Origin of the sequence: Streptomyces sp. NPDC005794 (assembly GCF_042871445.1) — a bacterium.
Taxonomy (GTDB): Bacteria; Actinomycetota; Actinomycetes; order Streptomycetales; family Streptomycetaceae; genus Streptomyces.
On record NZ_JBIAIN010000004.1, the window covers coordinates 1 to 26,622 of the forward strand.

A 26,622-nucleotide genomic window follows, 5' to 3' on the forward strand; every position below is an offset into this window, starting at 1 on the left:
ACGGCCGCCTTACCGCCGGACGAGTGTAGGCCGCACAGCCCAACCAGAAACCCGTAGGCCAAAAAGACGAACCACACCTGAATCCTGATAGACCCTTCCTCACGGACCGGGCCAACCGGTACATCACCGGCGTCTCTCTCGATGTCGCCGGTGGAGCGCATCTCGGTATGGGGTCCTAGTACTGCAACCGTGTTTGGCGTGACGATGTGTCGTCGTGGTCGTTGTTCCTGTCATGGGTGGGGATGTCGGAGTCGGTGACGTGTGGCGGTGGGCGGCAGGGTTGAAGGAGGTGCATGAGCGGTTCGTGCACCGTTTTCAGCGCTCGGAGCCCCGGGAGTCGGCGTTGGCCTATATGAGCGGGCTGGTGTCGTCGCTGGAGCGGAAGAACGCGTGGACAGTCGCTGAGCAGGCAGGGCATGACCGGCCGGACCGCTTGCAGCGACTGCTCAATACGTGCGACTGGGACGCTGACGAAGTCCGCGACGATATCCGGGAGTTCGTGATCGAGCATCTCGGTGATCCGCAGGCGGTGCTCGTTGTGGACGACACGGGGTTTTTGAAGAAGGGGACCCGTTCGGCCGGGGTCCAACGTCAGTACACCGGCACGGCGGGCCGGGTCGAGAACAGCCAGGTCGGCACCTTCCTGGCCTACGCCACCGATGCCGGTCACACGTTGATCGACCGGGAGCTGTACCTGCCCGCGTCCTGGACCGAGGACCGGGACCGCTGCCGCACTGCCGCGGTCCCCGACGAGGTCGCCTTCGCCACGAAGAACGAGCACGCCAAGGCCATGAGCGAGCGGGCCCTCGCGGCCCGGGTGCCGTTCGCGTGGCTGACCGCTGATGAGGCATACGGGCAGGTCAAGGGCTTGCGGTACTGGCTCGAACAGCGCGGGGCGTTCCACGTGCTGGCGACCCGCCGCACCGACACCGTCGTCACCGCCTCACGCATGGACCACCCCGTGGACGAGCTGGTCGCCGGCCTGCCCCGGCAGGCGTGGAAGCGCCGTTCGTGCGGGCGGGGAGCCCACGGCGAGCGTGTCTACGACTGGGCCCGGGCCCCGATCCGCCCCTGGCGCGAGGAGGGCGTCGAGCACTGGGTCCTGGCCCGCCGCAGCATCACCGATCCCACCGAGATCGCCTACTACGTGTGCTTCGCACCCGAAGGCGCCACCCTGAACACCCTCCTGGCCGTGGCCGGCCGCCGGTGGACGATCGAGGAGTGCTTCCAGACCGCGAAGAACGAATGCGGCCTCGACCACTACCAGGTCCGCAAATACCACGCCTGGTACCGGATCACCCTCGCCATGGCGGCCCACGCCTACCTGACCACGGTCCGCTCACAGGAGCTCAAAAAAAGGGGATCACAACCCGGTGACCAGCACCTCGTCCCGCTGAGCCTGCCCGAGATCCGCCGCCTGACCGCACACCTCACCGCACGCCTCCTTCCCCCGATCGCCCATGTCCTGCACTGGTCCCACTGGCGACGACAAGCACAACACCGAGCACGCATCAGCCACTACAAACGACGAGGCCACAACCCCTGACCTGAACCACCATCACGCCAAACACGGTTGCAGTACTAGTGGCGAGCCGGGTTCCGTCAGGCGAGACCGCCACTGAGTGCACCTCACCGGTGTGACCGGTGTGGGTTTTGGTGCATGGGGTTGTCGAACGCCTCCTGCTGACGGGGGGTCTCGTTGGGCGCCGGAGAACATCGACGCCTTCGACTTGGAGCTCACCGAGGCCCAGAGGGACGCCATCGCCACCCCGGAAGCCGGCACGTAGCTCTTCTTCGACCACCGCGACCCGGAGACGGTCGCCTGGCTGAGCGCGCGTCGCCTGGATTCCTGACCTTCCGCGGTGGGTAGGGGCGATGCTCGCTTCCAGGAGCGGATGCCCGCGAGGTCATCATGGAGCAGGGGATCACGACCATGCTCAGCGTCCGATACGCCCCGAGCAAACGGTCGCGCCCTGGTCACGTGGATCGTGAGCCCGTGCCTGCGTCCTGCGAAGGCTGACGGGTGCTGTCAAGAGCCGAGGCATGGCCCGTGGGTATGCGCCTGGTTCACCGTTCGTAGTGGAAGCGGCACGCCACCACGTGGATGATGGTGTTCTCATCGATGCGGTACACCAGTCGGTGTTCGGAGTTGATGCGCCGCGACCAGTAGCCGGAGAGGTCGTTCCGCAGCGGTTCGGGCTTGCCGATTCCTTCGTGGCCGCCCCGGTCGATGTCGGCGATCAGCTGGTTGATGCGCTTCAGTATTTTGCGGTCGTTCCCCTGCCACCACAGGTAATCGTTCCAGCCGTCGTCGACGAACAGCACCTTCACGCGGCGCCCCGCCCGGCCTCGTCATCGGGATCCACCAGCTCGCGAAGTGCACCCTGGCCGGCCCGGTCCTGCTCGATGGACCTGCGCAGGCGCTCGGCCATCGCGGGCGACCGCAGCAGGTAATCGGTCTCTTTCAGTGCCTCGTACTCGGCGAGCGAGACGACGACCATCGGCTCATGGCCAGTCCGGGTGATGACCAGTTCCTCGGCGTCGTTCTCCACCGCGTCGAGGGCGTCGGCGATGCCCGCGCGTAGCTCGGTGACACTCATCGTCTTCATGACGTACACGATAACGTACAGAGAGGATCTCCGTGCGGCTGATCGCGATCCACCTCCGGACGGCCATGCGGTTCAGCCTTCGGTGACATTGGGGTGCGGCAGAGCCCGTCGGGCGGCTCAGTTGGTGTGGTGGCCTCGTCGTTTTCGAGGTCGACCCGCTCCATGAGCGTGATCGTCGCGAACTCGGGAATGATCACTTACGGACATGGTGGTAGCGGACTTCGCCTGCGCGGAGTTGGCGGCGTTCGCGGCGGGCGCAGTTGGGGGGCGTGCTCCTTGACCCGCGTCTGCGGCAGTCTTCGGTGGCGTTCGATGAACCGTTACTGATGGTTATGCCGGACGTTCGGCTGGCCGATGTCTCAGGTTCTCTGGTCGGTCTGGCGGCCGGAAGCGAGACTTCCGCTCAGTGCGGTTGAGAGGAACGTGATCGGACGGCCCGGATGCGGCCTCATGTGCCTCTCGGGTCGGTGCGGCGAACGCTGCACCGCAACCCGCTGGAGTCGGATCGAGTAGGATGCAGCCGGATGGAAACAGGTGGGTATGTCGGACTCCTAGAGGTAACCGCAGGTGAGACGCGTCACCGATTTGGGTTCGAGTCCCACCCGCCTCACCAGTTTTTCCCTGCGGAAACGTTCTGACCTGCGGAAACGCTGTTTTCGCGGACGCGGGCACCCCGAATCGGTGCAGCGGCGTGCAGCGTTCTGAGGCCCCCAGTGCATGCCATAGGTCTGTGAACTGGGTTTTTGGTCGCTCCTCGGTGGGATGCGTGGTGGTTGCTCCCACGGCCGTCTGAACGGCGAGATGCCTGGTCACCCACACCTTTCTGGCTCTGTCGTCCTCCTTGACGGGGAAGGGGGCATTTCCGGCGCGGTCTTTGTCGGGGAGGTACTGGCGCTCGTCGGGGGCAGCGTTCCGTGGAGGCGCGGTGCAGTCGTGTCAGCAGTACCGTTGCGCTGCTTCATGAAGTCGAGTTCCGTCTGTTCTGCGGTGCCCGGGGCAGGACCTGAGGGCGAGGTCCTTGGTCGGGCTAGGAAGGGCGGGCGCCGACGTCTCCTTCTCCGACCGAGCGGCGGCCGGTTCCGTGTGCGCAGGCGTCCGCCATCGAGCAATGGTGACCGTGGCGTTCCACGCCAACGGGCGGGGGACTGTCCGGCAGTCTGTGTCGCAGCATCACAGACCGTCCCGTAGGTGAGGGCGTCTCACTGATTCCTCATGCGGTCTGTCAAGCTGTGGGCGGCTGGGGTTCGTAGGTCCGTCCGTCGCGGAGGAGGGCCCAGAGGACGTTGACGCGGCGGCGTGCCAGGGCGAGGACGGCTTGGATGTGTCGTTTGCCTTCGGCGCGCTTGCGTTCGTAAAACCGGCGCGAGTCCTCGCAGTGACGGATGCTGAACAACGCGGAGATGTAGAAGACGCGTTGGAGTCGGCGGTTGTAGCGGCGAGGGCGGCGGAGATTGCCATTGATCTTGCCGGAGTCGCGCGGGACCGGACATGACGCCACGACACTCAAGAGACCGGCGAACCGGACTCATCCCGATTGCGCAATGCCCCTGATGGCAGGACCGGCCTCTTTCGGAGCTTCTCTCCGGCGGCCTCGGTCGCGGTGCACGGCGGTTCCCCGGCCGAGCGACGCTGCCGCGCGAGGGGCGTAAAACTACGGACGCATCAGCGCACCAGACGAGAAGGAGGGCAAACGGCCATGAACTACAGCCGCACCGTGCACGTGGACGGTGACTTCGCACAGACTGTGACTGCCGTGCGCGAGGCACTGGCCGAACAGGGCTTCGGGATCCTGACCGAAATCGACGTGCAGGCCACATTGCGGGAGAAGCTGGGCCACGAGATGGAGGACTACCTGATCCTCGGCGCCTGCAACCCACCCCTGGCACACCGGGCGATCGAAGCGGATCGCTCCATCGGCCTGCTGCTGCCCTGCAACGTCGTCGTCCGATCCGAGGGCGAGCGCATCACCGTCCAGGCCCTCGACCCCAACACCATGGTCACGCTGACCGGACAGGACACCCTCAAGCCCGTCGCCGAGGAAGCCACCCGCCGACTGGACGCCGCCCTGTCCGCGCTCACCGGGGGCAAGGAATAGCGCAATGCGCCGCCGCGCCTCGGAAGGCACCAGCCTGCTCGGCAACCGGTTCGTCGGCTCCGCACGGTGGGCCCGCCGCGCCCGGGTTCGGGTGGGCTTCAGCGCCCGCGCAGTAGTTCGTAGAGCTGCCACTCATCGACGGCAGCAAAGGGGATGAGCGGCTTACGGCACCGCGGGCCGCGCCCCCGGCCGGCACTGCGGCGCCCGGCGGGCTGCGGGCACCAGGTCGCCACCAGGGCGACGCCCAGAAGTGACTCGGCGATGTCGCCGCAGTAGTACATGATCTGAGCGCCGCCCTGAAGCTGGTCGACGGGGGCGTGGATGTTGATGCCGACGCCGCCGTGCATGAGTTGTGCGATCACCGCCTGCGCGGCGATCGCACCGCCAAGCACCAGCAGCCGCGCCGAAACACTGGGCGCACTCGCTTGCTCCCGCGCCACCCGGACATGACCGACCGCCACCAACAGCTTCCCTTCCGCCACCCTGGCCGCGTATGCCGCTGGATACCTGGCGATCGGCGTCTTCATCACCGCGATCTTCTCCGCCCATCCCTGGCGGCTACGGAATGCCCTGTTCCCGGTCAGTAACGGGAACGCAGGACCCAGGAATTCGACCTCGCAAGCCACGTACGGAGGGACGATCCCGATGGGGCCAGGCGGGGCTGAGCATCCCGCCCGACGGCCGTGGGACCGTCCACCACACATCCCACGGAGAACTGGCCAAAGCGCCAGGTCACAGCCCTACGAAAGCTCACGAGCAATCAGAACGCCGCACATCCGCTGCACCGATTCGAGGTGCCGAAGGGCGCAACGACCACGTTTCCGCAGGTCAGAACGCTTCCGCAGAGTGAAACTGGTGGGGCGGGTGGGCCTCGAACCCAAATCGGTGACGCGTCTCACCTGTGGCTTTACCCCAGTGCCTGCTTTATACCCCTTTTTCGATCCGGTTGCGTCCTACTCGATCCAGCTCGATCGGGGGTGGTGCAGCGTTCGCTGCACCACCTTTCCAGTAACCCGCAGGGTTCACGGCACCGAGCACTCCCCGCTCCAGCCTCGTCGGAGCGGCAATCGCTCAGGTTGCACGGCACCGCAGGAATTTGGGCAGGCACGGCGGGAACCAACAGCATCCGTCCTCACACTCCGCAATGAGCGGCGCCCACCCGCGCTGAGCCCGTGGGGGATGTCAGGTCCGACCGTGACCTGCCGCGAGTCGCGTGTACATCGGGTCAGCCGAGGACGTAGGTCTCATCACCGAAGTCGGCGACGATCTTCAGCTTGCCGCCGAGCGCCTTGACATAGGCAGCCAGGGTGTCGACCTCACTGCGCTCCAGTTGGCCCTTCTCGATGCGTGAGACGCGGGCCTGAGTGACACCCATGACTTCGGCGACCTGGACCTGTGTGGTGTGCTGCCGCTTCCGCAACTCGGCGAGGCGGTGGACACGGGAGGCCAGGACCAACGCCTGTGCCCCCTTCTGGATGCGGTGCTTCTCCGCGTCGGTGAAGGAGAACTCCTCGGCCAGATCCGCCCAGGAGACGGCCTGCGGGTCCTTGAGGTGATCAGTCATCGTGCCCCGTCCTCTCCGTCGATTCGCTTGAGATGTTCCGCGTACGCCTGCTCCGCCTGAGGCACCGCAACGCGGTACCAGCCGGACCAGTTGCCGGCCTTGTCGCCACCGACCAGGATCACGGCTTGGCGTTCCGGGTCGAACACGAACAACAACCTCACTTCCGTAGCTCCTGCGGAGCCAGGGCGGAGCTCCTTGAGGTTCGGCAGCACGGAGCCCTTGATCGTGTCCACCAGAGGCCGGCCCAGGGCGGGGCCTTCCTCCTGAAGGGCGGTGATCGCCTGGCTGACCTGAATCAGGGGTGTCGCGGTCAGTCCTGCGCAGATCATGAAGCCACGAAAGAGCCGGTTCGGCCACGACGATCTTCCAAGCCATGCCCGCCCCCCCACTTACACATTATTACCCTGGCAGCATACACCACTGATGTAATAACAAGAGAAGTTATGGCCCTCACAGAGGGCGCGCTCCTCTGCGCCGAGCTGGTGCCTGTACGGTGATGAACGATGTGACTTCCGAGCTGGAAGCGGCAGTTCATTCCTGACGTGATGAGTGATCTCGAGGCCGGGGAGGCCGTCGAGGCACACCGACTGCTGGAGGCGGGCGGCCTGCGCGGCCGGATCGTTCTCATCTTCTGAACCGCCGCCCTTCGCGGGGCCCACGTGACCGCCCGCAGTACGGCTCGACTGCGGCACCCGGGCGCCCGCACGGCCCGGGGGTGATCGAAAGGGCTCCGGAGACCGGTGCCGCACTTACCCGCCGAGTCCCACAATCCGGCCTCAGCGGCCGTGGGGCCGCCCTTAACGCTCCCACAGAGGCCAGGGCCACAAAAGACCAGTTCACAGCCGCGCAAGGCCTGTCTTGAAGGACCGATGCCTCACGTTCGCTGCACCTCACGGTAAACGCTGCACGCAAAAACGCCCAGAAAAACGCGTTTACCCAGGTCAGAACGATTCTTCCTGGGGATGCTGGGTGGGGCGGGTGGGACTCGAACCCATAAGAGTGACGCCTCTCACCTGCGACGATGCAAAAACAACAGGCAAAGCGGCCCGTTTCCATCCGGCTGCGTCCCGCTCGGTCCGGCTCGAACGGGGGTCGGTTACTGAGATTGAACGCGTGGTGTCGTAGGGGGTGACGGCTGGCCGTCGGCTGCGGTATCACCGAAGGCATGCGGTATCCACAGGGGGGCGGGCTGACCGCCGAACGGCAGCAGTTCCGCGAAGAGTTACGGCTCCAGGCGGCCGAGCGGTTCGCCCGGGGTGAGGGCAGTACCGCGATCGCCAGAGATCTGCGGGTCAGTGTCCGTTCGGTCCAGCGATGGCGTCACGCGTGGGCCGAGGGCGGCCCGCGATCCCTGCGGTCGCAGGGGCCGGCGTCCCTGCCAAGGCTCAGCGATCGGCAGTTCGCTCAGCTGGAGGCGGAGCTGGCCAAGGGGCCGGCCGCGCACGGCTGGCAGGACCAGCGCTGGACTCTGGCCCGGGTCAAAACGGTGATCGGCCGGCGCTTTCACCTGACGTACACGATCCAGGGTGTGCGGAAGCTGTTGGTGCGCAACGGCTGGTCCTGCCAGGTCCCGGCCCGTCGTGCCATGGAGCGGGACGACGCGGTCGCGGGGTGGGTCAAGGAGGTGTGGCCCCGCGCGGAAGGCTAGCGGCGGCCCATGGGGCCTGGCTGGTCTTCGAGGACGAAGCCGGCTTCTCCATGACGCCGCCGCACGCCAGGACCTGGTCCCAGCGCGGCCGCACCCCGGTGGTCCGGGTCCGCGGCCGTTCCCGCCGCCGACTCTCCATAGCCGCGCTGACCTGCTACAAACCCGGCCACCGATCGAGGCTGATCTACCGGCCCCGCCGCGACGACGGCAACCGTGACGGGCGCAAAAGTTTCTCCTGGCGCGACTACCGGGACCTGCTGATCGCCGCCCACCAGCAACTCGACGGCCCCATCGTCCTCATCTGGGACAACCTCAACGTCCACAAAGCCGCAGGTCTGCGGGAGTTCGCCGAATCCCGCGACTGGCTGACCATCCACTACCTGCCGCCCTACGCACCCGACCTCAACCCCGTCGAAGGCATCTGGTCCCTCCTGCGGCGCGGCTGGCTCTCCAACGTCGCTTTCAGCACCCCGGAACACCTCATCCAGACCGTCCGGCGCGGCCTGCGGCACATCCAGTACCGCAGCCACCTCATAGACGGCTGTCTCACCGAGACCGGCCTGACCATCCGACCCACCTGACCAGCCGCACGACATCCCGAGTTCAACCTCAGTAGGCGTTCGCCACACCGGTTCGTATCCACCCCGAACGAGCACCGCTCTCGAGAAGTAGGAAACGATCTCGTCTTCGGCATCACCGGATCGCCGCCGCGTTGCAGAGGGCACCGCTGGAATCGGGCTGCCGCGCACGGTTACGCTCCATCGTGAACGGCGGGCTGCGCGCCAAGGCAGTCCATTGTTCGTTCGGATGACCACGCTCGAGGGCTACTGCACCGATCAGGGCAGAGCCGGCCGGCCGAGCCCTGCAGGGGCTGCGTTCACCACATCGCGCAGCAGTCCCGCTTCACGTGATGATGAATCGGTCGACACCTGTTTCCAGCAGCGAGTCCATGGAGTCCAATCGGGTCGCAGCCGCGACAAGACAGCTGTACTCCTCCTGCATAATCGAGATACGGAAGTACTCGATGATTCGCACTAGTTCATCCAAGGCCAATTCCGTTTCGTCGTTGCCGATGAGTTCTAGAACCGATGTCATCGACGTGATTGGCCGCCCCTCCTTAACCAGCCGCCGAGCGATGCCTTCAGTAGTGGAATACAAAAGGGCGTCGGGCGAGTCCAGTGGCTGCATGTCAAGAAACCTTTTCCGTGGAGGCTGCACGGGATGCCGCGGTGGCGGGAGGTCCCATCCCCGTTATGTTTTTCGCGGTCCTGCAACGGGGCCGCTGGCCTCCGGGCCCGGCATGACTGTGTCCCCCTGTCGAAGGCATGACCTGGGGGGTGGTGTCCCCGGGTCCGGGGGTGTTCGTCGGAGACGCTGATCAGAGGTCCGGCCACCGTCCGGTCCGGCGCAATGCCGGACAGTTCGCGGGCGGCAGGTCTGCATAACGTGGATGCGCGAGCACGACACCCGAGCCGAGGCCGGCACCGTCAACGCCCTTGGAGGGGTGCGATGTTCGAGATTCAAGACGTGGGCGTGTTCCTCGGCCTGGACGTCGGCAAGTCCGCCCACCACGGGCACGGGCTCACCCCGGCCGGGAAGAAGATCTTCGACAAGCCGCTGCCCAACAGCGAGCCGAAGCTGCGGGCCGTGTTCGACAAACTGTCCGCGAAGTTCGGCACCGTGCTGGTCATCGTGGACCAGCCCGCCTCCATCGGCGCCCTGCCCCCGGCCGTCGCCCGCGACGCCGGCTGCCGCGTCGCCTACCTGCCCGGCCTGGCGATGCGACGGATCGCCGACCTCTACCCGGGCGAGGCGAAGACCGACGCCAAGGACGCGGCCGTCATCGCCGACGCCGCGCGAACCATGCCGCACACCCTGCGTTCGCTCGAGCTGACCGACGAGATCACCGCCGAGCTGACCGTGCTGACCGGCTTCGACCAGGATCTCGCCGCCGAGGCCACCCGCACCAGCAACCGGATACGGGGCCTGCTCACCCAGTTCCACCCCAGCCTGGAGCGTGTCCTGGGCCCCCGCCTGGATCACCAGGCCGTCACCTGGCTCCTGGAACGCCACGGCTCCCCGGCCGCCCTGCGCAAAGCCGGCCGACGCCGCCTCGTCGAGCTGATCCGGCCCAAGGCCCCGCGCATGGCCGTGCGGCTGATCGACGACGTCTTCGACGCCCTGGACGAGCAGACCGTGATCGTTCCCGGCACCGGCACCCTCGACATCGTGGTGCCGTCCCTGGCCCGCTCGCTCGCCGCCGTCCACGAACAGCGCCGGGCCCTCGAAGCACAGATCAACACCCTGCTGGAGGCCCACCCTCTTTCCCAGGTCCTGACCTCGATGCCCGGCGTCGGCGTCAGGACCGCCGCAGTCCTGCTGACCACCGTCGGCGACGGCACCAGCTTCCCCACTGCCGCCCACCTTGCCTCCTACGCCGGCCTCGCCCCGACCACCCGGCAGTCCGGGACCTCGATCCACGGCGAACACGCGCCCCGAGGCGGCAACCGGCAGCTCAAACGCGCGATGTCCCTCTCCGCCTTCGCCTGCATGAACGCCGATCCGGCCTCCCGCTCCTACTACGACAAGCAACGAGCCCGCGGCAAAACCCACACCCAAGCCCTCCTCCGACTCGCCCGCCAGCGCATCAGCGTCCTCTTCGCCATGCTCCGCGACGGCACCTTCTACGAATCCCGGACACCGAAGGGCGTCGAACTCGCCACATAGCCCCACCACCCCGAACCACCCCAAACCCGACAGGGGCGCCTTGACGAACGACATAGAGGCCCCCCCACCACCACCACCGCGACGCACAACGTGTCAGCGGGGGTTGATGTAGGCGGTGGTGACGCCGAGCGACTTTCCGTCAGGTGCCGCTGTGGTGCGGTAGAACGCAGTGACCGTGTACTTCTTCTTCTTGCGGCAGCCACAGCCGGTCCAGTACGAGTACGTGACCTTCCACGCACCGTCGTAGATGCCGCCCCATCCGTTCCTCCACTTGCCGGATATGAGCGTCTTCTTAAGATCGCTGAGCATAGTGGAGCTGGAGCGCCAGTTGGACTTCTTTCCCTTTCCTACATGCCTGTCCTTAATGTGCTGCAGGCCGAACTTGCCGTACTTCTTCCCATTGGCCTTGACATTGGATGTGCTGCCCTCGCGGATGGTCCCGTGCGCTTGCAGACGGGGCAGCGGCCGGTGATCGGTGGTCAGCACAGAGGTGTCCAGCAGCGCGCGGCGCAATGGCCCGCGCTGGTACAGGGGTGCGCCTGCCGCCCCGGCACCACCCGGATCAGGCTGCCCTCAGCTACATCGATCTGCTGCGACAGGCCGGAGGTGATGGTCTTCCATCTCCACTCGAACCACAGCGCCTCACGGCGCAACCAAGATCCCCGACAGAGTCAAGCTCAGGCCGATTCGACGACGACTACGCCGTACATGACGTACCCCACCGCAGTGAGGACGATCAGGCCCAGTCGCAGCAGTGACAGCAGCAGTCCGATCCGCCGCGTGCCGTCCTTGTCACTGCGCAACACGACGAAACTCAAGGCCAGGGAGCCGAGCAGGATCACCGCTCCCGTGAGGAAGCCCGCCGTCCACAGCGCCGTGGAGTCGTCGTATTCCTCGGTGAAGGCGGGCATCAGCAGGCCGATGCCCGCCAGAACCATGGCGCTTACACAGGTCAGGACGAAGTCGAGCGAGAGGGCCACCGTCCAGGTGACCGGCATACGCCGCCCGGCCGGGGAAGAAGCTTGGTTTCGCACAGCAGTGTCTCCGTACATCGATGGCGCCGGAGGGCACGGGCGGCCGTTTCCGCACCCTCCGGCGGTGAAAGGCCCACCCGGTCAACGCATGGCCAGTTTTCCGTTCTTCAGTGCCTTCTTGCAGCGCTTGCAGCGCTTGCAGCGCTTACAGCGCTTGCAGGCAGCCGTGTGCGCTCCCCCGCGCGTCCACGCGGTGATCTGGGAGCCGATGCTGCGGCCCACCTTGTTGTTGTAGTCGACCTGGGAGTCACGCCGCTTGCGTGATCGCCTGCGACGCCGGCTCCACCGACTCCGGCCCCGCCGCCCTGGGCTCCGGCACCCCCAAACTGTCCGTCCAAACCGTCACACGCGACCTGCGGCTCCTGCTGCGCGCCCGCGACCAGCTCGGCGTGCCACTGATCATCGGCTCCTGCGGCACCTCCGGCCGCGACATCGGCGTCGACTGGGTCGCCAACATCGCCCGCACCATAGCCGCCGAGGAGAAGCTGCACTTCAAACTCGGCCTGATCTACTCCGACCAGCCCCCCGAACGTCTGCGAGAGCTCTACGACGCCGGCCGCATCACCCCTCTCGCCAACACCCCCGAGATCGACCGTGAACTCTTCGAGCGCAGCCACACCGTCGCCATGATGGGCGTCGAACCCATACAGGAAGCCCTGAAGGACGGCTGCGAGGTCATCCTCGCCGGCCGCGCCAGCGACACCGCCCTGTTCGCGGCCGTCCCGCATCTCAAGGGCGCCGACCCCGGTCTGACCTGGCACATGGCCAAGACCATCGAATGCGGTGCCGCCTGCGCCATCCCCCGTCCGCGGACGGCCTGCTCGTCACTCTGCGCGAGGACCACTTCGACGTCACCGCCCTTGCCGACGGCAGCCGCCTCACCCCACGGTCGGTAGCGGCGCACACCCTGTACGAGAACGCCGACCCCTTCCACATCGCCGAGCCCTCCGGAGTCCTGGACACCACCGACGCCACCTACGAGGCCGTCGACGACAGAACCGTCCGAGTCCGTGGAGCCCGCTACGTGCCCGCCGACGGCTACACCAACAAGCTGGAAGGCGCCGAGCTCGTCGGCTACCAGACCGTCATCATCGGCGGAGTCCGCGACCGGATCGTCATCAAGACCCTTCCCGAACTCCTGCCCATGGCCAAGCACTACTTCGACGCCAAAATCGCCGACATCTTCGGCGGCAAGGTCGACCCCGCCGACGTCGACATCGACTACCGCCTCTATGGCACCGGCGCTGTTCTCGCGGGCCACGAGCCCGACCCGCTGGATCCGCGGGAACTCGGAGTGCTCATCACCGTCACCGCGCCGGACCAGGCCACCGCCCACGCCGTCGCCACGTTCGTCGCCCACGCCAGCAGCCACCTGCCGATTCCCGAGTACGACGGCCTGGTCTCCACCCTCGCCTACCCCTACTCCCCACCCGAAATGGACCGAGGACCGCTGTACCGCTTCACCCTCAACCACGTCACCACCGGCGTCACCCCCACCGAACAGACCTACGAGGCCCTGGTGGCCACCGGGTTCCTCAACAAGCAGCTCTTCGCCACCCTCTACAACACCGCCCCCGACAACATCCTCCTGGTCAACCACCCCCTCGCCGTGAAGGTGTCCCTGCCACGTCCAGCGGTACAGGGCGAACTGCGCGACACCGACTGCTACGCCGGGCAGCAGTACGCACCCCTCATGGACATGGAAGTCGCCCCCAGACGACCAGCCGCCAGTACGGCAACGGTCGGGCGGGGCCACCCGCTCTGAGCCTGAACGATCAGCGCCTGGTCGCACGAACGGCCGTGGTCGATCCGCGGCAAGCATCGTTCCAGAGCATGCTCCTCGTCGACGGCAGGGCAGACCTCACCCCTCGCGAGCAGCACCCTGCGTTCACTGCTGGTCCGCGTCCGCACCGCCCACGAAGCCCCATGCGATGGCGCGTCGGCCGCTGACGACTGAGAACGTGCTCGTGCCCGGCCGCGCAGTCGGCACTCTGGACGCCATCCCCGCAGAGATGGCCTACGACGTCTCGGCCCGCCATCCCCGCAGAGATGGCCTACGACGTCTCGGCCCGCCATCCCCCATACCGGGCGCAGAAGACTGACCGGAGACCATCCGGCGACGCCGGAGCTACTCCGCTGCGGGGCGACAAGGCGTTTGGGGCGAGTGCCGCGAGTTCACACGTGGCCGAAGTTCGACCCGGCGCACGGGCGGTCGGGGCAGCACAGTCCGTACCGAGCCGAGAACCAACAACCGTTGCGCGGTTGGCCCGCCCTCTGTACCCGGTGCAGAGGGGTCCGACTCCTGCGGTCAGACTCTTTCCACCCGAATGGGATGGTCCGCCAGGAACTTGTCCATGTCGTCGACATCCGATGTGAAGACAGTGACCTCGAAACCACGCTCCGCTGTCTTGACGGCTACGGCAGCCAAGACGGCATCAATGGCGTACTTGTGCCCGTGCAGCCCAGCAGTTTTCATCATGCTGCGGGCCAGGGAGATCACCTTGTCGTCGGTGTGCTCCACATCGATCCGGGACAACGCCCAGTCCCACAGCCCTTGGCGCGCACCCTGTTGAGGGTTCCACGCCTCCAGGGTCGTGAGCGCGCTGGTGACGACAGCGATGTCCAGACGTGGCGCCGCCTTGATCAAGGCGGCCATCTGACGGTCACCCTGGACCGTCTTGGACAACGCCTGGGAATCGAGGACGAAGGCGCGCCGACGCGCTGCTGGGACCCCGGCGCGCTTCGAGCGGTTCACGCCGCGGCTCCGGGCGAGCGCTTCTCGTCATGCCAGTCGTCGATGGCCGCGATGCGCTCCAGCGCTGCCCGCTCCTCCTCGGCCGTGACCGAGCCGTACTCGCACTCCAGGCGGTCCGTCAGCTCCCGGAGCCGGTCCATGGCGTCCTGATGGGCCGCGGCTGCCGCGATGTAGGCGGACACCCCACGGGCATCGACCCGCCCCTTGATCGATTCGACCAGCTCATCCGGCACCGTGATCGTGATCTTCCGAGTCGCCATACTCGAAGTATGCCACGCGTCCCCACCCGCACGGGCACGTAAACGCCAGTCGCGTGCGCGCACTTTCGCGCCGGCCGAGTAGAGGGGTGCTCCGCATCTGCATGGCATCAGCGGCCGTGGGACCGCTCAAACGACGCCCCCACCGAGACATCGCCACAAAAGGCCAGTTCAGAGCCATGCGGGACTCCTCTTGGATGCGTGGGACCCCGCGCTCGCCACACCCCTGCGAGGCGAACACCAGCCTGAAGGCCCCCAGAAAACGCGTTTCCCCAGGTCAGAACGATTCTGTCTGGGGATGCTGGGTGGGGCGGGTGGGACTCGAACCCAAAAGGGTGACGCCTCTCACCTGCGGAAACGTCACAGAGGCGGACATTCACATCCTGTTGGATCCCGCTGCATCCGGCTCGATCCCGGGCAGCGGAGGTGCGGTGCGGTACGTACCGCACGGCTACAGCGCGGCCTGCGCCAGTAGCGGGAGGAAATCCGCCTGGGGTGCATCTGCCGCTCAGCGACCCATGATGGCCCGCCCGCAGCGCACGCCGCCGATTCGGTTACCGACCCGCCCCTTACCCCTGTCAGTCACCCTCCGTATGGACCAGGCCAGTCGAAGAATTTTGGCGGATGGCGCCGTCCACATTCATACGACTTGTGGGAGCAGGTGCTCCACTGTTGCCTCCGGCCCCGAACAACGCCACTGATCCGGGACAGTTACGGGCTTCGGACCATGGGGCCGTCGCCGGCATCAGCGGATCGGTGTTGGGCTGACGCGATGCCATGTCCCCGCAGAGGCTGAGGGCTGCTTCGGGGCCAACCGTGTCCTGGGCTTCCCGCCACAGGCTGTGGGCAAGGTCAGCCGCCGGCCCAAGCTCGATATCGAGTGCAGGCTTCTTCCAGCTTCGTGCATCACCGGTGCCTCTGAGGGCGCCGCCGGTCTCTCCCCTGCGACACCGGGATCGAGGCGTCACAGGATGACGACGTCCCTCGTGGGCCGCCCACCGGTTTGCCTGGTGCGCCCTCCGAGGCGCACCAGGACATCGCTGGCCAGGCGGACCCCGTCGCGTAGGGCTGCGATGTCGAGATCCTGGTTGTCACCGGGCTCCAGCTCATTGCGCCGCCGAGCTATGGCGGGTGGTGTCCGGCAACAGCGGCGTAGCACCACCCCGGCGCATCCTCATAGAGGCCCACCCGATAGCCGCCACCTCAGTCATTTCAGGCTCGGTTCGCCTGGGTGGTCGGGTAGTCGGTGTACCCCTCGGCGCCGGCTGTGTAGAAGAGTGCCGGGCGCGGCTCGTTCTCCGGATGTCCCCCCTGCCAGCGTTCGGCCAGGTCGGGGTTGGCTATGGCGGCTCGGCCCACGGCCACGACATCGGCGTAGGCGGCCTCGATCAGCCGCACTGCTTCTTCGCGCGAGGTGATCGAGAGGGAGCCGCTGTTGGCCATCAACTTCCCGCCGAAGCGTCGGCGCAGCTCCTGGACCAGGCGTCCCTGCAACTCCTCGTGCAGGACGGATAGGTAGGCCAGACCCAGCGGGCGCAGGTGGTCCAGCAGTCGGCCGTAGGTAGCCAGGACCTCGTCCCTGTCGGGTTCCAGGACATCCTTGATGTTGCGTTCGGGTGAGATGCGGAGCCCGACTCGTCCGGCGCCGATGGCCGTCGCGACCGCCGTCACCACTTCGAGGGCGAAGCGGGCCCGGTTCGTCGGCGTGCCCCCGTACCTGTCGGTGCGCCGGTTGGACGCCGGGGCCAGGAACTCGTGCAGCAGGTATCCGTTGGCGGCATGGATCTCCACGCCGTCCATACCGGACTCGATCGCCCGGCGGGAGGCGGCGACGAAGTCCTCAAGAACTGTTCCGGCCTCAGCGGCGGTCAGTGCTTGCGGCACCGGGTAGGGCTGCTTGCCCTTCTCTGTGTGTCCCTCGCCGCTGATCGCGATCGCGCTGGGAGCCAGGATGCGCCGGCCGCCGTTGACATCAGGGTGGGTGACGCGGCCGGCGTGCACGATCTGCATCACGATGCGGCCGGCTTGAGCGTGCACCGCGTCGGCCACCCGCCGCCAGCCCAGCATTTGTTCGTCAGTGACGATGCCTGGCTGCCCCACGAAGGCCTGTGACTCGTGGCTGGGGTAGACGCCCTCGGTGACGATCAGTCCAAGGCTCGCTCGCTGCCTGTAGTGCTCGATCACCAGGTCACCTGGGACTCCGGAGGGCCCCGAGCGCATCCGAGTCAGCGGGGCCATGACGACGCGGTTCGCAAGCTCGATGTCACCGAGGGAAACAGGCCTGAAGAGAGATTTTCCCTCGGATATCGATGCTGACGTCACTGATCTGACTCCGTTCTGAGGTGAGTACACGAATACGACATGGAACCCGACCGCTGAAGCACTGCGGCAGTACCGAACTGCGAACGAATTCCCACCGGCACTGCGTCGCTCGCCGGCCCGTACGGTGCGGGAGGTGCGGGTGTACTGCGCTGCGGCCCTCTCCTGGCGAGGGCCACAGCGTTCAGGCGTGCGCGGTGTGATCGCAGTCTGGGGTCACACCCAGGTGGGCGCGTAGTCCTCGCCGTAGCGGGCGCCGTAGCCGCCGTGCGGCAGAATGTCGTTGATCGCGGCCAAGTCGGTTTTGCTCAGCGTGAAATCGGCAGCACGGGTGTTCTCCTCCACGCGCTTCGGACTGCGGGTGCCGGGGATGGGCACCTTGTGCTCACCCTGCGCGAGGAGCCAGGCCAGGGCCAGCTGGGAGACCGAGGCCCCCTTGGCGGCTGCGAGGTCGGCGAGTTGCCTGACGGCCTCGACGTTCTTCTCGAAGTGGCCCGGCTGCCAGCGGGCATCGACGTTGCGCATGTCGGTTGCGTCGTACTGACCGGCCGGTTTGGCGCCCCCGGTGATGAAGCCGCGTCCGAGCGGGGCGTAGGCGACGAAGCCGATGCCCAATGCGTCGAGCGTGGGGAAGACCTGCTCGATGTCCCGCTCGAACAGGGAGTATTCGGTCTGCAGAACAGAGACCGGCTGCACAGCGTGCGCCCTGCGGACGGTCTCGGGGCCGGCCTCGCTCAGGCCGAAGTACTTCACCTTGCCCGCGTCGATGAGCTCCTTCACGGTGCCGGCGACGTCCTCGATGGGCACCTCCGGGTCGACACGATGCTGGTAGAAGACATCGATGTGGTCCACGCCGAGGTAGCGCAGGCTGTTGTCGGCGACCTTGCGGATGTTTTCCGGGCGGCTGTCGAGGGCGACCCCGATCTCCTCGGGGGGCAGCGACATGTCGAAGCCGAACTTGGTGGCCAGGACGACCTCCTCGCGGAAGTCCTTGACGGCCTGACCGAGCAGCTTCTCGTTGGAGCCGGTGCCCCAACCGTAGAACTCGGCGGTGTCGAAGAAGGTGACACCCAGGTCGTGGGCGCGCTGGATTGCGGCAATGCCCTGCTCAGGGTCGCTGGGGCCGTAGGACATCGTCAGGCCCATCGTTCCGTAACCGATCGCCGAAACCTCGAGGCCTTGGCTGCCGAGTGTCCTGCGCTGCATGACGTCTCCTCTGGTCGAATTGAGCCGGCTGTGTTCGTCCCCGGCCGGCCCGGGATGCCTGCCGGGACAGGGGTTCGACTCCGGGCCCGTGGTGCCGAACCTCGCCCGGGCCGGGGCGCCGTGGGGATGTTGTGCGGTGTGAACTCCACGCTCATGGACGCGACGCACAAGAGGGAGGCTGCGCGAAGGGGGGTGCGCCGCACCCAGGCGGGCCTGACGTCCTGTGCGGAGGCCGCACCGGGACGGGGGAGCACATGAGAACCGGTGGGGCGCGGCTGAAGACCGCAGCCGCGGAGAGGTGTCAGCCTGCCGGAGAGATGAAGCGCCATGCGAGGCCTGCGGTCTGGACCCGCGCCGGGGGCTGTGTGCTGGGTTCACCGGCCGCCGGAGCGGTTGGGGCCGTGCCGAGGATTCATGACGGGAGGAATACGTCAGGGCTGCCGGTTGTCCAGTGGATGCGCAGAGTACGGCGTGAAATGCGCCAGCCATCGGCGGCGCGCACGAGGTCGTCCTCGTAGGTGCCGCCGGTGTGGTAGTGCTCTCCACCCCGGTGGTGATGGGCGACGATCTGCGTGGACGCGTGCGCTCCCGCATCCGTGAACTCGACAGTCTGGGCACCCAGCAAGTGCTGCGTCGCGTCGAGGCTCCTGAACAATTGGCGGGCGCCGTCCGCGACCGCGCTGCCACCGGTCGTCAGGCCGCTGAACTGCGTTCCTTCCGCAAGGTAGGCGTCGAAGACATTCTCCACCTCCGCGTCCTCGGTGAAGACGGCGGCAACGCTGGTGAAATCGCGGTGGTCAAGGCCGAAAACGTAGGCCGTGAGCAGGCCGAGTATCGCGCTGCGGTCCGAGCTGTCCGGACCGGGGGTTTCGCTCATGGGATTCCGATCGTGATGGAGAGAGTGACAAGGCGTCCCGGCTGCCTGCGGCGGCACCTCTCGGCCGCGGCCACCTGTTGGCGACGACATGGACAGGGAGTGCGCCGCAGGCATGGAGTGCGTCCGCGGCGGATCTACTGCTGCACCACGGCAGCTTGGGGGCGCGGGCTTTGACCGAGAGCGATGCGAAGACGGTCCGTCACCAGGTACCTAGATTCCGGCGAGGACGGTGGGGTCTCCCTGGGTCCAGGCGTTGTCGACGGTGACGTGCTGGATGAGCCAGACGTCCCCGCTCCTGACAAGTTCGACGTCGTAGCGGTTGGTCATGAGGACGTGGCGGGAGTGGTCCTCCCGGGGCAGGTGCTGGCACGCCACGATCGCTTCGAGGCTCGCCTTGTCGCCGTCCAGGCTGACGCGCGGGTTGCTCACGGAGTGCGTGGTGTCCAGGTGACCGAGCGAGGTCAACAGGGCTGCGGCGATGGTCTCGCGGCCTTCCACCGGCGGGTACTCCTGGCCGGCCTTCTTCGTGGCCGGACCGAAATCGGCTACGGCATCGTCTGTGAACGCGGACGAGAGAAGTTCCTCGTCACGCAGGTCGAGGCCGGCTGCGTATCGGTAGATGGTCTCCACCACGGCGAACTTGTCCGTGATTGCCGCGGTGGAGGTGCTGCTGCCTGTTGTCGACATGGTGCTTCCTTACTTGGGGGGCCGGTACACGATTAACCGTAGACCACTAAACGACAGGTGTCGAATAGTGGTAGCGTCGAGAGCGAACCCGATCGAAGGAGCGACATGTCCGACGTGAATCCCCGTGCTCGAACGGCGGCCGTCGCCGGAGGCGTCAGGGACTCGGGGCTTCCCGTGCCGCCCTGTCGGCCACACGCCACACGGAGGCGAAGCCTGGGTCTCCTTGTCGGCGCCTGCGACGCGCCCTTGGCGTACCTGCCGATGGCCGGTCCTCGACGCCTGCCCCAGCGGCCCCGGGGGGTGAAGCGCTGCGATCACCCGCGAAGTAAAGTGCGTCCATGGTGAGTGATCAGCCCCCGGCAAACGACGCGGACCCGCGCTTCACGCGCTCGCGACGGGCGATCGCCGATGCACTTGCCGACCTCATGCAGCGGACACAGTCGTGCCCCTCGGTCTCCGCCCTCTCGGAAGCCGCCGGCATCCACCGCGCCACCTTCTACAACCACTTCGACTCCGTCGAAGAGGCGGCGGTATTCGTGATCGCAGACGATTTCCGCTCTCTTCACGACCTGAACATCAGCGATCGGCGGATGGGCGCGGACCCGACCGCCGTGGCAGTGGCGACGCTGAACGCCATGCTCGACTCCCTCAGGCAGCGCAGAAGCCTCTTCCTGCTGGCTTCGACCTGGCGATCGCCGAGCGGACTGATGGGGATCGGCGACCTTCTCCTGGAGCAGCTCCGCGCTCTTCGGCGCGACCTCGGCACCGACGAGCGGGAATCCGGCCCGCACAACTCGGTCGAGGACGTGTTTACCGCCTCCGGCGTGCACGGAGTCTTCTCTGCCGCCGTCGGGGGCAACACCGACTGCGACCCGGAAGAGATCGCTGTCCGTCTGTACGCCCTCCTCCCCGACTGGATCCGTCAGCCACCGCAGTCGCCGACGACCTGAGCCGACCGGCTCGGCCGGCCGTGACCCCGAGCAGCCTCAAGGCATCACCGTGCGCTCTTCCGCCGGTGTGCCCTCATCACCGTGGCGCGCGGGAACACCCGCCGTACGACCGCACCGGCGAATCCCGCCCGTGCGCCGCAGCGCCAACCACATCGGCTTCGACGAACCGGCCGCCTCATTGCCGCCACTCGTCGCAAGGAGACAACAACATGAGCATCGCCCTTGTACGAAACCCAGGCGACGGCCAGGACTTCCCCTACTACGACAACGTCATCGAGCAGGTGGCGACCAACGCCGAGACGAGCGGGGCGGTCAGCGTCATGCGTCTCACCGTCGGCCGCGAGGATGCGCCGCCCTTGCACACTCACAGCCGGGAGGACGAGAGCTGGGTGGTCCTGTCCGGCCGCGTCCGGTTCTGGGTCGGGTCGACCTCGCTGGACGAGTGCGAGGTACACGACGCCGAAGCAGGGGCCTACATCTACGTGTCCAGGCTGGTCCCACACACTTTTCAGACGATCACACCGACCGCAGAGGTCCTCGTCATCAACAACCCCGGAGCAGTCGAGGGGCTCTTCCACACGGTAGGACCCGCCGACGCGCGTGCAGACTCCGAGCACACCGACCTCGCGTCGGAGTACGGGATCGTGAACCACGACGGCCCGCCGCCCGCCTGAGCCCCGGGCGGCGCCTGGTCATCGTCACCGAGAGACCAACGCCCCGAGAAACCAGGGAATCGTCCACCGACTCAGGTCGCCGCTCCCCACGTCGGCCGCACTGAGCGTACGGTCGGACCGGACCCGCCCCCTGCCCTGTCGGCGCCCCGCAGCTTCCATCAGAAAATGGACTTCCATGAGCCAGAACCTCAAAGACAAGGTCATCACCTACCTCCGCGCACTGGAGAAGTCCGACTGGGAGACCGCGCGTGCACTGTGCTCCGAGGCGGCCACCGTCTGGCACAACGACGGCAAGGGTGATGAGACGCTCGATGAGTACTTCGAGGGGCTGAGACGGCAGATCGGCTCCTACGAATCGATCCGCTACGACATTCTCCGCCAGCTCTCCCAGCCGGGCGAGGTCCTCCAGCAGCACGTCGTACGCGTGACAACGAACGACGGCAGCCGTGGTGAGGTGCATGCCGCGGTCCACTTCGGCTTCGACGGCACCGGTCTGATCACCCGCATCGAGGCGTACGCCAACTACATCCCCGTCAGTCAGCAGAGCTGAGGCGCCGGCGCGTGCTCACCGCACCGGCGAACGACGACACTCGGACCCCAAGGCCCACGGTCTGCGCCGGCGGAACGAGAGCGTGGCCTCACAGAATGATGCAGAAAGGGTGCCCCGCCGGGTCCAGCAGGATGCGCCGCCGCTCGGGAAGCGGTTGCACCTCGGCTTCGACGGCTCCCAGCGCGATGAGCCTGGCCTGGGTGGTATCCAGGTCCTCCACGCCCAGTTCGAGGTGAGCCTGCTTCGGTACGGAGGAGTCCGGCCAGCTGGGGGGCTGGTAGTCCTCGACGCGGTAGAAGCCCAGCCCGGGTGCCCCTTCACGGCCCAGCAGCACGAAACCGTCGGTGGAAAGAGTGACGGGCAGGCCGAGTGCCTCACCGTAGAAGCGGGCCAGCTCGGCAGGGTCGGGACAGTCGAAGGTGACGGCCAGGTAGCGGATCGCAGGATCGGTATCGGTGTGGGTGCTCATCAGAGGACTCCTTGCTGGCGTGGCCGGCCACGCGTGGTGATGACTGTCGTTCGGCGGTGCCGGGCTGAGCCCGGCACCGCCGAATGTTCACGTTTCTGTGCGGCCGTCCACATGCTCCGTTTCAGCACGTGCCGGACCTGACGAAGCGCCCGCGCACTCGCGCTGAGGTGCCGTCACATGTGATCGGTGCGACACCGCGCTCACGGTGTGCGCACTTCACCGGTCGGAAAGTCCGGGATCGGTGTGAAGACCTCGATCATGGTGGTGTCCTCGAGCGCGACCGCGGAGTGGGGCACTCCACCCGGAATGCCAAGTGCCTCGCCCGGCCCCAGGACACGCTCCTTACCGTCGACCACGTACGCCATGCGACCGGTCAGGATGACGTCGATCTGCTCCATCGGGTGGACTTCCTGCTCGCTCGGATCCGCGGGATTGGGGATTACCGTGTCCGCCGCGATCGCCACGTGCAGTACCTGTGCCTTGTCGGCGGTCAGCGCTTTGATCATGATCCGGTTGCCGAAGTCCCCCAGAGGCGTCGGCTCGATCTCACTCCAGATCCGGTGCTGCGGCCGGCCGAGTTCGTGGGCGGTGCTCTGTTCTGTGGTCATGGAGAAGACGCTACGGCGAGACCAGGACAGCTTCAGTCCTGGTCATGGGGAAGACCCCCACCTGTGATCAGTGCCTCTGCCCGCCTGTTGCGACACGACGGTTCGTATGCCTTCGCCCCAGGACCGAACAGTGCAGCTCATCCCCACCACGGTGGGCGTCCACCGCCCGGAAGGGCCCGACGGCACCCTCGTGGAAATCGGCGGCTACGACCGATGACGGCCTTACCCACTACCTCCTCTGCCGGGTTGCGTCTCTGCCGGTCCTGTCACCCGACACCGTACGAGAGGCACTGCAGCGCCGAATGGACGAACTGCTTCAGGCGCTGTGAGGCGCTGCCGCCGGCGAACGGCGCGCCAGCAGTGTGTCAGCCCTTGGGCATGCTCTGCAGGGTCCGCCGCAGGCCGTCGCCGATGCGGTCCATGGTGGCCTCGTAGGCTTCCGGCATGTCGACGTCGAGCCGGTCGGCGAGCACGAAGACCCACCACAGGCACTCGGCCAGCTTGTGCCGCAGTTCGGCGTCCACGTCACCGTCGATGCCCCAGGTGCGCTCAGCGGCGAGCACCAGGCGCCCGACGTAGGCTGCGTCGTTGGTGAAGCCGAGCGCGAGCTCGGGCAGGGTCCAGGTCCGGCCCAGTACGCGCTGCTCGATCTGCTCGTACTGGGCTCGGACCTGCAGTGCCTTCTCATCGGCCTCGATGAGGCCGGCCTTTTCGTCGTGTGCCGGCGTCTCGTTCATCTAGGTGTCCCTCCAGGGAGATGGTCGGTGTCGTTGACGACGCTAAAGGCAGATGCGGACGGATTTGGTCCTGGTCTGTCGGTGTGGTGATGCGGTCTGTCGGCGGACGGGTGACGCACGTGACCGATGCGAGGTGGACGTGGCCGGTGATCGCCTACAGGGGCCCGGAGACCGCCCGGCTTCCCTCCGTGCCGCACGTCACGGTGTGTCCGTGGGAGCCAGTTCGAATTCGGACCGCTCGGACTCGACTCCGTTGATCTGGAGGGAGATTGCATGTCGCCCGGGGTAGTAGCGGCGTGTCGTGATCGGCCGGAACGAATGCTCCCGCATTACCTCCATCTGTTCGCCCGGTGCGAGGGTCCGGGTGGTGAGTTTGAAGGTCTTGTCGGCCCGGTTTCCGTTGGCCTTGCGGTGATGCACGATGTAGTCGATCGTCAGCCGCGCCGCAGAGGCACCTACGTTGCGGATCGAGGCGGTGAGCTGGACGCTCTCGCCAAGAAGGACGACATCCCGGTCCAGACGAGGCCCGTCCACGTCCAGGACCGCGGGAGCGAAGCCGAGCAGTTCCAGTGCACCGAGGTGGCCGCGCTTGATGAGCGTGCGCAGCCCGTGCCGTACCAGGCGTTCCGTGGTGGCATCAGGACTGTCCAGCCAGCGGCGCGCCGTGTCGACGACGAGCTCGGGGTGGTCGCGGCTGAGGTCGTTGAGGTGGTTGGCGACCGAGCGGCGTACGTATGCGCTCTCGTCCCGGTAGAGGGCGTCCAGGATGGGGACGGTCACTCCGGGACGGCCCAGGATCTGCGGCACCCGTACCGCCCAGGGCAGGTAGGGACGGGTGCCTTCAGAGGCGAGCCGGCGCACGTCGGGGTCCGCCGATCCGGCCCAGTCAACTTCAATGGTGTTGAGCGCCCGGTCGACATCGTGTCGCAGCAGTGTCCTGATCGCGAACTCGGAGGAGAGTCGCCCGGTGAGGTCGGCGAGGAGTGCCATGGCGTCGTCGAAGGGGGCGGTCTCGCCTTCCTGGACGGCGCGGGTGGCGAGCGCGCTGGTGACCGGCCAGATCAACCATCCGGTGAACTGAGGTGCGTTGTCCCGGGCTGTTCGAACCGTCCGGGCGAGTGTGGCGTAATCGCCCGGCAGGTCGGTCAGCAGTGCGTCGCGCAGCAGGTCGGCGCGCTGTCTGAGTGCCAGCGGGCCGATCTGCCGTGCTGCCGCGTGCAGTGCCGTGAGGGTGGTGTCCGGAGCGGCGGCCCGGATGGCGTGCGTGAGGTTCTGCACGGTGTGGCGGCTGATGAGTTCGTCGGCGAACGGCATGCTGGTCTCTCCGTCATGTGACGTGGTGCAGCGCGGTGGTGAGCTGCCAGTCCACGCTGTCGTGGTCGATCGTGGCGTGGACGGGAGAGTCCGCCATCTCGCCGGTGATGCCGACGGCGCCGGTGCGGGCGTGCGGCAGGCTGTCGTAGGCGACGATGTCGATGACGCGTCCGTCGTCGGTCTCGACGATGCGTCGCCACAGGAAGCCGGACTGTCGCTTCAGGTAGGCGTCGATATCGGCGTTCGCCTTGACGAAGTCGGCGGCGGAGAGGCCCGGGGCCGGGCGCAAGGTGGTGATCTCAAGTGTCTCGGCCATGATGTGTTCCGTTCTCGTCACGCAGTGCTGTTGGCGGCGGTCAGCGGACGAATGCCTTGGCGGACAGGCCGTTGACCGTGGTGTCGCCCTGCTGGAAGCCGACCATGGACTCGATCATGCTGTGCGGGTAGTCGAGGGTGGGTGCCGTGAGGCTGTTCAGTTCGGCGATCTGCGTGTCGGTGAGCGTGACGTCGAGCGAGGCGAGATTGGCGGCCAGCTGCTCCTGTGTCCGGGCGCCGACCAGGGTGGACGTCACCTCGGAGCGCTGCCGCACCCAGGCGAGCGCCACCGCTGCCACTGTCGTACCGAGGCTGCCGGCGATCTCCTGCAGGGCGTCGAGGAGGACGAAGGTCGGTTCGCTCAGGTAGGAGGCGGCGTACGCGGTGCGCCCGGAGCCGGCCACCTCGGTGGCGGTGCGCGAGTACTTGCCGGACAGGACACCGCTGGCCAGCGGACTCCATGGTGTGATGCCGAGTCCGAAGCGGCGGGCGGCTCCGAAGGTCTCGCCCTCGACGCTGCGGGCGAGCAGGGAGTACTCCACCTGGAGTGCGGCGACGGGCTCCCATTCCCGCAGCCGGGCGGTGGTGGCGGCCTCGGCGACCCACCAGGCGGGCGCGTTGGACAGGCCGATGGCGTGGATCTTGCCCGCGCGGACCAGATCGGTGAGGGTGGAAAGGGTCTCCTCGACGGGAGTGTGCCGGTCCCACTGGTGCATCCAGTACAGGTCGATGTAGTCGGTGCTCAACCGCCGGAGTGATGCGTCCAGTTGAGTGCGGATCGCCTTGCGGCCGGCACCGCCGGAATTGGGATCGTCGGCTGCCATGCTGCCGCCGAACTTCGTCGCCAGGACGACGCGGTCACGGCGGCCGGGACGCTGGGCGAAGTAGCGGCCCAGGGTCTCTTCGGAGGCGCCGCCGTTGTACATGTTGGCGGTGTCCACATAGTTGCCGCCGGCGTCGAGGTAATGGTCCAGCAGACCGAACGAGGTTTCGGGGCCGGAGCCCCAGCTACCGTCGTCGAAGTTCATCGCGCCGAAGGCGAGAGGGCTCACGCGGAGCCCCGAGCGGCCGAGGGTGCGGTACGAGGTGAGTGACATGGTGTTTCCTTCTGGATTCTGGAGTAAGTCTCAGAACTGCGGATGCGGCGATGGTCCGCGGTGGGGCGTGGACTCCACACTCGCCGACAGGGCCCCGAAGAGGGAGGTTGCGCGAGGGTGGGTGTGCCAC

General features: G+C 67.0%; 30 protein-coding genes and 1 pseudogene. 10 read left to right on the forward strand and 21 right to left on the reverse strand.

Translation table 11 applies throughout. From position 1 onward, the window contains the following. Nucleotides 1–232: 232 nt before the first annotated feature. A complete protein-coding gene (locus ACFYQ5_RS07075) occupies nt 233–1,546 on the forward strand; it encodes an IS701 family transposase (protein ID WP_389195341.1) in 1,314 nt (437 codons plus the stop codon). 521 nt (nt 1,547–2,067) lie between these two features. On the opposite strand, the gene ACFYQ5_RS07080 is transcribed toward ACFYQ5_RS07075, so the two are convergent. The 3 genes and pseudogenes from ACFYQ5_RS07080 to ACFYQ5_RS07090 all read right to left on the reverse strand — a co-directional run. Beyond that, nucleotides 2,068–2,331: a Txe/YoeB family addiction module toxin gene (locus ACFYQ5_RS07080; RefSeq protein ID WP_257849240.1), complete on the reverse strand. Its 264-nt coding sequence runs from the start codon at nt 2,329–2,331 to the stop codon at nt 2,068–2,070. Next, nucleotides 2,328–2,609 carry a type II toxin-antitoxin system Phd/YefM family antitoxin gene (locus tag ACFYQ5_RS07085; protein WP_164493698.1) on the reverse strand — a complete coding sequence of 94 codons (282 nt, stop codon included), beginning with the start codon at nt 2,607–2,609 and terminating at the stop codon, nt 2,328–2,330. The genes ACFYQ5_RS07080 and ACFYQ5_RS07085 overlap by 4 nt, the downstream gene beginning before the upstream one ends. 1,222 nt (nt 2,610–3,831) lie before the next feature. Continuing rightward, nucleotides 3,832–4,128: pseudogene (locus ACFYQ5_RS07090) on the reverse strand (transposase); the annotation flags it as partial. 177 nt (nt 4,129–4,305) lie between these two features. On the opposite strand from ACFYQ5_RS07090, the gene ACFYQ5_RS07095 reads away from it, so the two are divergent. Then, a complete protein-coding gene (locus tag ACFYQ5_RS07095) occupies nt 4,306–4,704 on the forward strand; it encodes a DUF302 domain-containing protein (RefSeq protein ID WP_389194282.1) in 399 nt (132 codons plus the stop codon). Between the two features lie 98 nt (nt 4,705–4,802). Here ACFYQ5_RS07095 and ACFYQ5_RS07100 read toward each other — a convergent pair whose 3' ends face one another. The 3 genes from ACFYQ5_RS07100 to ACFYQ5_RS07110 form a co-directional block, all read right to left on the reverse strand. Then, nucleotides 4,803–5,231 carry a hypothetical protein gene (locus ACFYQ5_RS07100; RefSeq protein ID WP_389194285.1) on the reverse strand — a complete coding sequence of 143 codons (429 nt, stop codon included), beginning with the start codon at nt 5,229–5,231 and terminating at the stop codon, nt 4,803–4,805. Nucleotides 5,232–5,929: 698 nt separating this feature from the next. After that, on the reverse strand, nt 5,930–6,268 hold the full coding sequence (locus tag ACFYQ5_RS07105) for an XRE family transcriptional regulator (protein ID WP_030585765.1): 339 nt from the start codon (nt 6,266–6,268) through the stop codon (nt 5,930–5,932). After that, nucleotides 6,265–6,597 (reverse strand): type II toxin-antitoxin system RelE/ParE family toxin, encoded by a 333-nt coding sequence (locus tag ACFYQ5_RS07110; RefSeq protein ID WP_389194288.1) that lies wholly within the window; start codon nt 6,595–6,597, stop codon nt 6,265–6,267. Before ACFYQ5_RS07110 ends, ACFYQ5_RS07105 begins: the two co-directional genes overlap by 4 nt. 836 nt (nt 6,598–7,433) lie before the next feature. On the opposite strand from ACFYQ5_RS07110, the gene ACFYQ5_RS07115 reads away from it, so the two are divergent. Both ACFYQ5_RS07115 and ACFYQ5_RS07120 read left to right on the forward strand, forming a co-directional pair. Beyond that, entirely contained in the window at nt 7,434–7,916 is a 483-nt protein-coding gene (locus ACFYQ5_RS07115; protein ID WP_389194291.1) for a winged helix-turn-helix domain-containing protein, read from the forward strand. A gap of 50 nt (nt 7,917–7,966) precedes the next feature. Continuing rightward, nucleotides 7,967–8,497 (forward strand): transposase, encoded by a 531-nt coding sequence (locus tag ACFYQ5_RS07120; RefSeq protein WP_389195343.1) that lies wholly within the window; start codon nt 7,967–7,969, stop codon nt 8,495–8,497. Nucleotides 8,498–8,819: 322 nt separating this feature from the next. Here ACFYQ5_RS07120 and ACFYQ5_RS07125 read toward each other — a convergent pair whose 3' ends face one another. Beyond that, nucleotides 8,820–9,104 carry a hypothetical protein gene (locus ACFYQ5_RS07125; RefSeq protein WP_389194294.1) on the reverse strand — a complete coding sequence of 95 codons (285 nt, stop codon included), beginning with the start codon at nt 9,102–9,104 and terminating at the stop codon, nt 8,820–8,822. Between the two features lie 321 nt (nt 9,105–9,425). Here ACFYQ5_RS07125 and ACFYQ5_RS07130 point away from each other — a divergent pair, with 321 nt between their 5' ends. Then, complete coding sequence (locus tag ACFYQ5_RS07130; RefSeq protein WP_389194297.1) at nt 9,426–10,643, forward strand: IS110 family transposase; 1,218 nt, start codon at nt 9,426–9,428, stop codon at nt 10,641–10,643. A 93-nt stretch (nt 10,644–10,736) separates the two neighbouring features. Here the strand turns inward: ACFYQ5_RS07130 and ACFYQ5_RS07135 are convergent, their stop codons facing one another. Together ACFYQ5_RS07135 and ACFYQ5_RS07140 are read right to left on the reverse strand one after the other, a co-directional pair. Continuing rightward, nucleotides 10,737–11,129: a hypothetical protein gene (locus ACFYQ5_RS07135; RefSeq protein WP_389194300.1), complete on the reverse strand. Its 393-nt coding sequence runs from the start codon at nt 11,127–11,129 to the stop codon at nt 10,737–10,739. A gap of 191 nt (nt 11,130–11,320) precedes the next feature. Further along, nucleotides 11,321–11,641, reverse strand: coding sequence for a hypothetical protein (locus ACFYQ5_RS07140; protein ID WP_389194303.1), 321 nt, complete (start codon nt 11,639–11,641; stop codon nt 11,321–11,323). 296 nt (nt 11,642–11,937) lie between these two features. Between ACFYQ5_RS07140 and ACFYQ5_RS07145 the strand changes: the two genes are divergently transcribed. Together ACFYQ5_RS07145 and ACFYQ5_RS07150 are read left to right on the forward strand one after the other, a co-directional pair. Beyond that, on the forward strand, nt 11,938–12,573 hold the full coding sequence (locus ACFYQ5_RS07145) for an acyclic terpene utilization AtuA family protein (protein WP_389194306.1): 636 nt from the start codon (nt 11,938–11,940) through the stop codon (nt 12,571–12,573). After that, nucleotides 12,456–13,442, forward strand: a complete 987-nt coding sequence (locus ACFYQ5_RS07150; protein ID WP_389194309.1) for a DUF4387 family protein — start codon at nt 12,456–12,458, stop codon at nt 13,440–13,442. The genes ACFYQ5_RS07145 and ACFYQ5_RS07150 overlap by 118 nt, the downstream gene beginning before the upstream one ends. A 543-nt stretch (nt 13,443–13,985) precedes the next feature. Here ACFYQ5_RS07150 and ACFYQ5_RS07155 read toward each other — a convergent pair. The 6 genes from ACFYQ5_RS07155 to ACFYQ5_RS07180 form a co-directional block, all read right to left on the reverse strand. Then, a complete protein-coding gene (locus ACFYQ5_RS07155; protein WP_389194312.1) occupies nt 13,986–14,432 on the reverse strand; it encodes a hypothetical protein in 447 nt (148 codons plus the stop codon). After that, the gene (locus tag ACFYQ5_RS07160) at nt 14,429–14,692 is read right to left on the reverse strand and encodes a hypothetical protein (RefSeq protein WP_389194315.1); all 264 of its coding nucleotides are present in this window, start codon (nt 14,690–14,692) and stop codon (nt 14,429–14,431) included. The genes ACFYQ5_RS07155 and ACFYQ5_RS07160 overlap by 4 nt, the downstream gene beginning before the upstream one ends. A gap of 1,209 nt (nt 14,693–15,901) precedes the next feature. After that, the gene (locus tag ACFYQ5_RS07165) at nt 15,902–17,011 is read right to left on the reverse strand and encodes an alkene reductase (RefSeq protein ID WP_389194317.1); all 1,110 of its coding nucleotides are present in this window, start codon (nt 17,009–17,011) and stop codon (nt 15,902–15,904) included. Nucleotides 17,012–17,224: 213 nt separating this feature from the next. Next, complete coding sequence (locus ACFYQ5_RS07170) at nt 17,225–18,214, reverse strand: aldo/keto reductase (RefSeq protein ID WP_389194319.1); 990 nt, start codon at nt 18,212–18,214, stop codon at nt 17,225–17,227. Nucleotides 18,215–18,626: 412 nt separating this feature from the next. Continuing rightward, a complete protein-coding gene (locus ACFYQ5_RS07175) occupies nt 18,627–19,091 on the reverse strand; it encodes a nuclear transport factor 2 family protein (protein ID WP_389194322.1) in 465 nt (154 codons plus the stop codon). A gap of 210 nt (nt 19,092–19,301) precedes the next feature. Continuing rightward, nucleotides 19,302–19,778 (reverse strand): nuclear transport factor 2 family protein, encoded by a 477-nt coding sequence (locus tag ACFYQ5_RS07180; protein ID WP_389194325.1) that lies wholly within the window; start codon nt 19,776–19,778, stop codon nt 19,302–19,304. Nucleotides 19,779–20,116: 338 nt separating this feature from the next. Here ACFYQ5_RS07180 and ACFYQ5_RS07185 point away from each other — a divergent pair, with 338 nt between their 5' ends. From ACFYQ5_RS07185 to ACFYQ5_RS07195, 3 genes are all read left to right on the forward strand, one after another. Continuing rightward, complete coding sequence (locus ACFYQ5_RS07185; protein ID WP_147963298.1) at nt 20,117–20,728, forward strand: TetR/AcrR family transcriptional regulator; 612 nt, start codon at nt 20,117–20,119, stop codon at nt 20,726–20,728. 209 nt (nt 20,729–20,937) lie between these two features. Beyond that, complete coding sequence (locus ACFYQ5_RS07190; protein WP_202076284.1) at nt 20,938–21,402, forward strand: cupin domain-containing protein; 465 nt, start codon at nt 20,938–20,940, stop codon at nt 21,400–21,402. A gap of 175 nt (nt 21,403–21,577) precedes the next feature. Then, a complete protein-coding gene (locus ACFYQ5_RS07195) occupies nt 21,578–21,952 on the forward strand; it encodes a nuclear transport factor 2 family protein (RefSeq protein ID WP_389194329.1) in 375 nt (124 codons plus the stop codon). 88 nt (nt 21,953–22,040) lie between these two features. On the opposite strand, the gene ACFYQ5_RS07200 is transcribed toward ACFYQ5_RS07195, so the two are convergent. From ACFYQ5_RS07200 to ACFYQ5_RS07225, 6 genes are all read right to left on the reverse strand, one after another. Beyond that, on the reverse strand, nt 22,041–22,421 hold the full coding sequence (locus tag ACFYQ5_RS07200; RefSeq protein ID WP_389194332.1) for a VOC family protein: 381 nt from the start codon (nt 22,419–22,421) through the stop codon (nt 22,041–22,043). A 200-nt stretch (nt 22,422–22,621) separates the two neighbouring features. Then, a complete protein-coding gene (locus ACFYQ5_RS07205) occupies nt 22,622–23,029 on the reverse strand; it encodes a cupin domain-containing protein (RefSeq protein ID WP_202076274.1) in 408 nt (135 codons plus the stop codon). 365 nt (nt 23,030–23,394) lie between these two features. Further along, a complete protein-coding gene (locus tag ACFYQ5_RS07210; protein WP_147963303.1) occupies nt 23,395–23,766 on the reverse strand; it encodes a hypothetical protein in 372 nt (123 codons plus the stop codon). A 198-nt stretch (nt 23,767–23,964) separates the two neighbouring features. Next, nucleotides 23,965–25,080 (reverse strand): DNA alkylation repair protein, encoded by a 1,116-nt coding sequence (locus ACFYQ5_RS07215; protein ID WP_389194334.1) that lies wholly within the window; start codon nt 25,078–25,080, stop codon nt 23,965–23,967. A gap of 13 nt (nt 25,081–25,093) precedes the next feature. Next, the gene (locus tag ACFYQ5_RS07220) at nt 25,094–25,396 is read right to left on the reverse strand and encodes a hypothetical protein (protein ID WP_147963305.1); all 303 of its coding nucleotides are present in this window, start codon (nt 25,394–25,396) and stop codon (nt 25,094–25,096) included. Nucleotides 25,397–25,436: 40 nt separating this feature from the next. Continuing rightward, entirely contained in the window at nt 25,437–26,492 is a 1,056-nt protein-coding gene (locus tag ACFYQ5_RS07225; protein ID WP_389194336.1) for an aldo/keto reductase, read from the reverse strand. Nucleotides 26,493–26,622: the final 130 nt, after the last annotated feature.

Excerpts from the sequence above, each read along its gene's own strand:
- ACFYQ5_RS07075 (WP_389195341.1), top strand. The coding sequence starts at position 233 with ATGGGTGGGGATGTCGGAGTCGGTGACGTGTGGCGGTGGGCGGCAGGG.
- ACFYQ5_RS07085 (WP_164493698.1), bottom strand. The coding sequence starts at position 2,609 with ATGAAGACGATGAGTGTCACCGAGCTACGCGCGGGCATCGCCGACGCC.
- ACFYQ5_RS07095 (WP_389194282.1), top strand. The coding sequence starts at position 4,306 with ATGAACTACAGCCGCACCGTGCACGTGGACGGTGACTTCGCACAGACT.
- ACFYQ5_RS07100 (WP_389194285.1), bottom strand. The coding sequence starts at position 5,231 with ATGAAGACGCCGATCGCCAGGTATCCAGCGGCATACGCGGCCAGGGTG.
- ACFYQ5_RS07105 (WP_030585765.1), bottom strand. The coding sequence starts at position 6,268 with ATGACTGATCACCTCAAGGACCCGCAGGCCGTCTCCTGGGCGGATCTG.
- ACFYQ5_RS07110 (WP_389194288.1), bottom strand. The coding sequence starts at position 6,597 with ATGATCTGCGCAGGACTGACCGCGACACCCCTGATTCAGGTCAGCCAG.
- ACFYQ5_RS07115 (WP_389194291.1), top strand. The coding sequence starts at position 7,434 with ATGCGGTATCCACAGGGGGGCGGGCTGACCGCCGAACGGCAGCAGTTC.
- ACFYQ5_RS07120 (WP_389195343.1), top strand. The coding sequence starts at position 7,967 with ATGACGCCGCCGCACGCCAGGACCTGGTCCCAGCGCGGCCGCACCCCG.
- ACFYQ5_RS07125 (WP_389194294.1), bottom strand. The coding sequence starts at position 9,104 with ATGCAGCCACTGGACTCGCCCGACGCCCTTTTGTATTCCACTACTGAA.
- ACFYQ5_RS07130 (WP_389194297.1), top strand. The coding sequence starts at position 9,426 with ATGTTCGAGATTCAAGACGTGGGCGTGTTCCTCGGCCTGGACGTCGGC.
- ACFYQ5_RS07140 (WP_389194303.1), bottom strand. The coding sequence starts at position 11,641 with ATGCCGGTCACCTGGACGGTGGCCCTCTCGCTCGACTTCGTCCTGACC.
- ACFYQ5_RS07150 (WP_389194309.1), top strand. The coding sequence starts at position 12,456 with ATGCGGTGCCGCCTGCGCCATCCCCCGTCCGCGGACGGCCTGCTCGTC.
- ACFYQ5_RS07160 (WP_389194315.1), bottom strand. The coding sequence starts at position 14,692 with ATGGCGACTCGGAAGATCACGATCACGGTGCCGGATGAGCTGGTCGAA.
- ACFYQ5_RS07170 (WP_389194319.1), bottom strand. The coding sequence starts at position 18,214 with ATGCAGCGCAGGACACTCGGCAGCCAAGGCCTCGAGGTTTCGGCGATC.
- ACFYQ5_RS07175 (WP_389194322.1), bottom strand. The coding sequence starts at position 19,091 with ATGAGCGAAACCCCCGGTCCGGACAGCTCGGACCGCAGCGCGATACTC.
- ACFYQ5_RS07180 (WP_389194325.1), bottom strand. The coding sequence starts at position 19,778 with ATGTCGACAACAGGCAGCAGCACCTCCACCGCGGCAATCACGGACAAG.
- ACFYQ5_RS07185 (WP_147963298.1), top strand. The coding sequence starts at position 20,117 with ATGGTGAGTGATCAGCCCCCGGCAAACGACGCGGACCCGCGCTTCACG.
- ACFYQ5_RS07190 (WP_202076284.1), top strand. The coding sequence starts at position 20,938 with ATGAGCATCGCCCTTGTACGAAACCCAGGCGACGGCCAGGACTTCCCC.
- ACFYQ5_RS07195 (WP_389194329.1), top strand. The coding sequence starts at position 21,578 with ATGAGCCAGAACCTCAAAGACAAGGTCATCACCTACCTCCGCGCACTG.
- ACFYQ5_RS07200 (WP_389194332.1), bottom strand. The coding sequence starts at position 22,421 with ATGAGCACCCACACCGATACCGATCCTGCGATCCGCTACCTGGCCGTC.
- ACFYQ5_RS07205 (WP_202076274.1), bottom strand. The coding sequence starts at position 23,029 with ATGACCACAGAACAGAGCACCGCCCACGAACTCGGCCGGCCGCAGCAC.
- ACFYQ5_RS07210 (WP_147963303.1), bottom strand. The coding sequence starts at position 23,766 with ATGAACGAGACGCCGGCACACGACGAAAAGGCCGGCCTCATCGAGGCC.
- ACFYQ5_RS07215 (WP_389194334.1), bottom strand. The coding sequence starts at position 25,080 with ATGCCGTTCGCCGACGAACTCATCAGCCGCCACACCGTGCAGAACCTC.
- ACFYQ5_RS07220 (WP_147963305.1), bottom strand. The coding sequence starts at position 25,396 with ATGGCCGAGACACTTGAGATCACCACCTTGCGCCCGGCCCCGGGCCTC.
- ACFYQ5_RS07225 (WP_389194336.1), bottom strand. The coding sequence starts at position 26,492 with ATGTCACTCACCTCGTACCGCACCCTCGGCCGCTCGGGGCTCCGCGTG.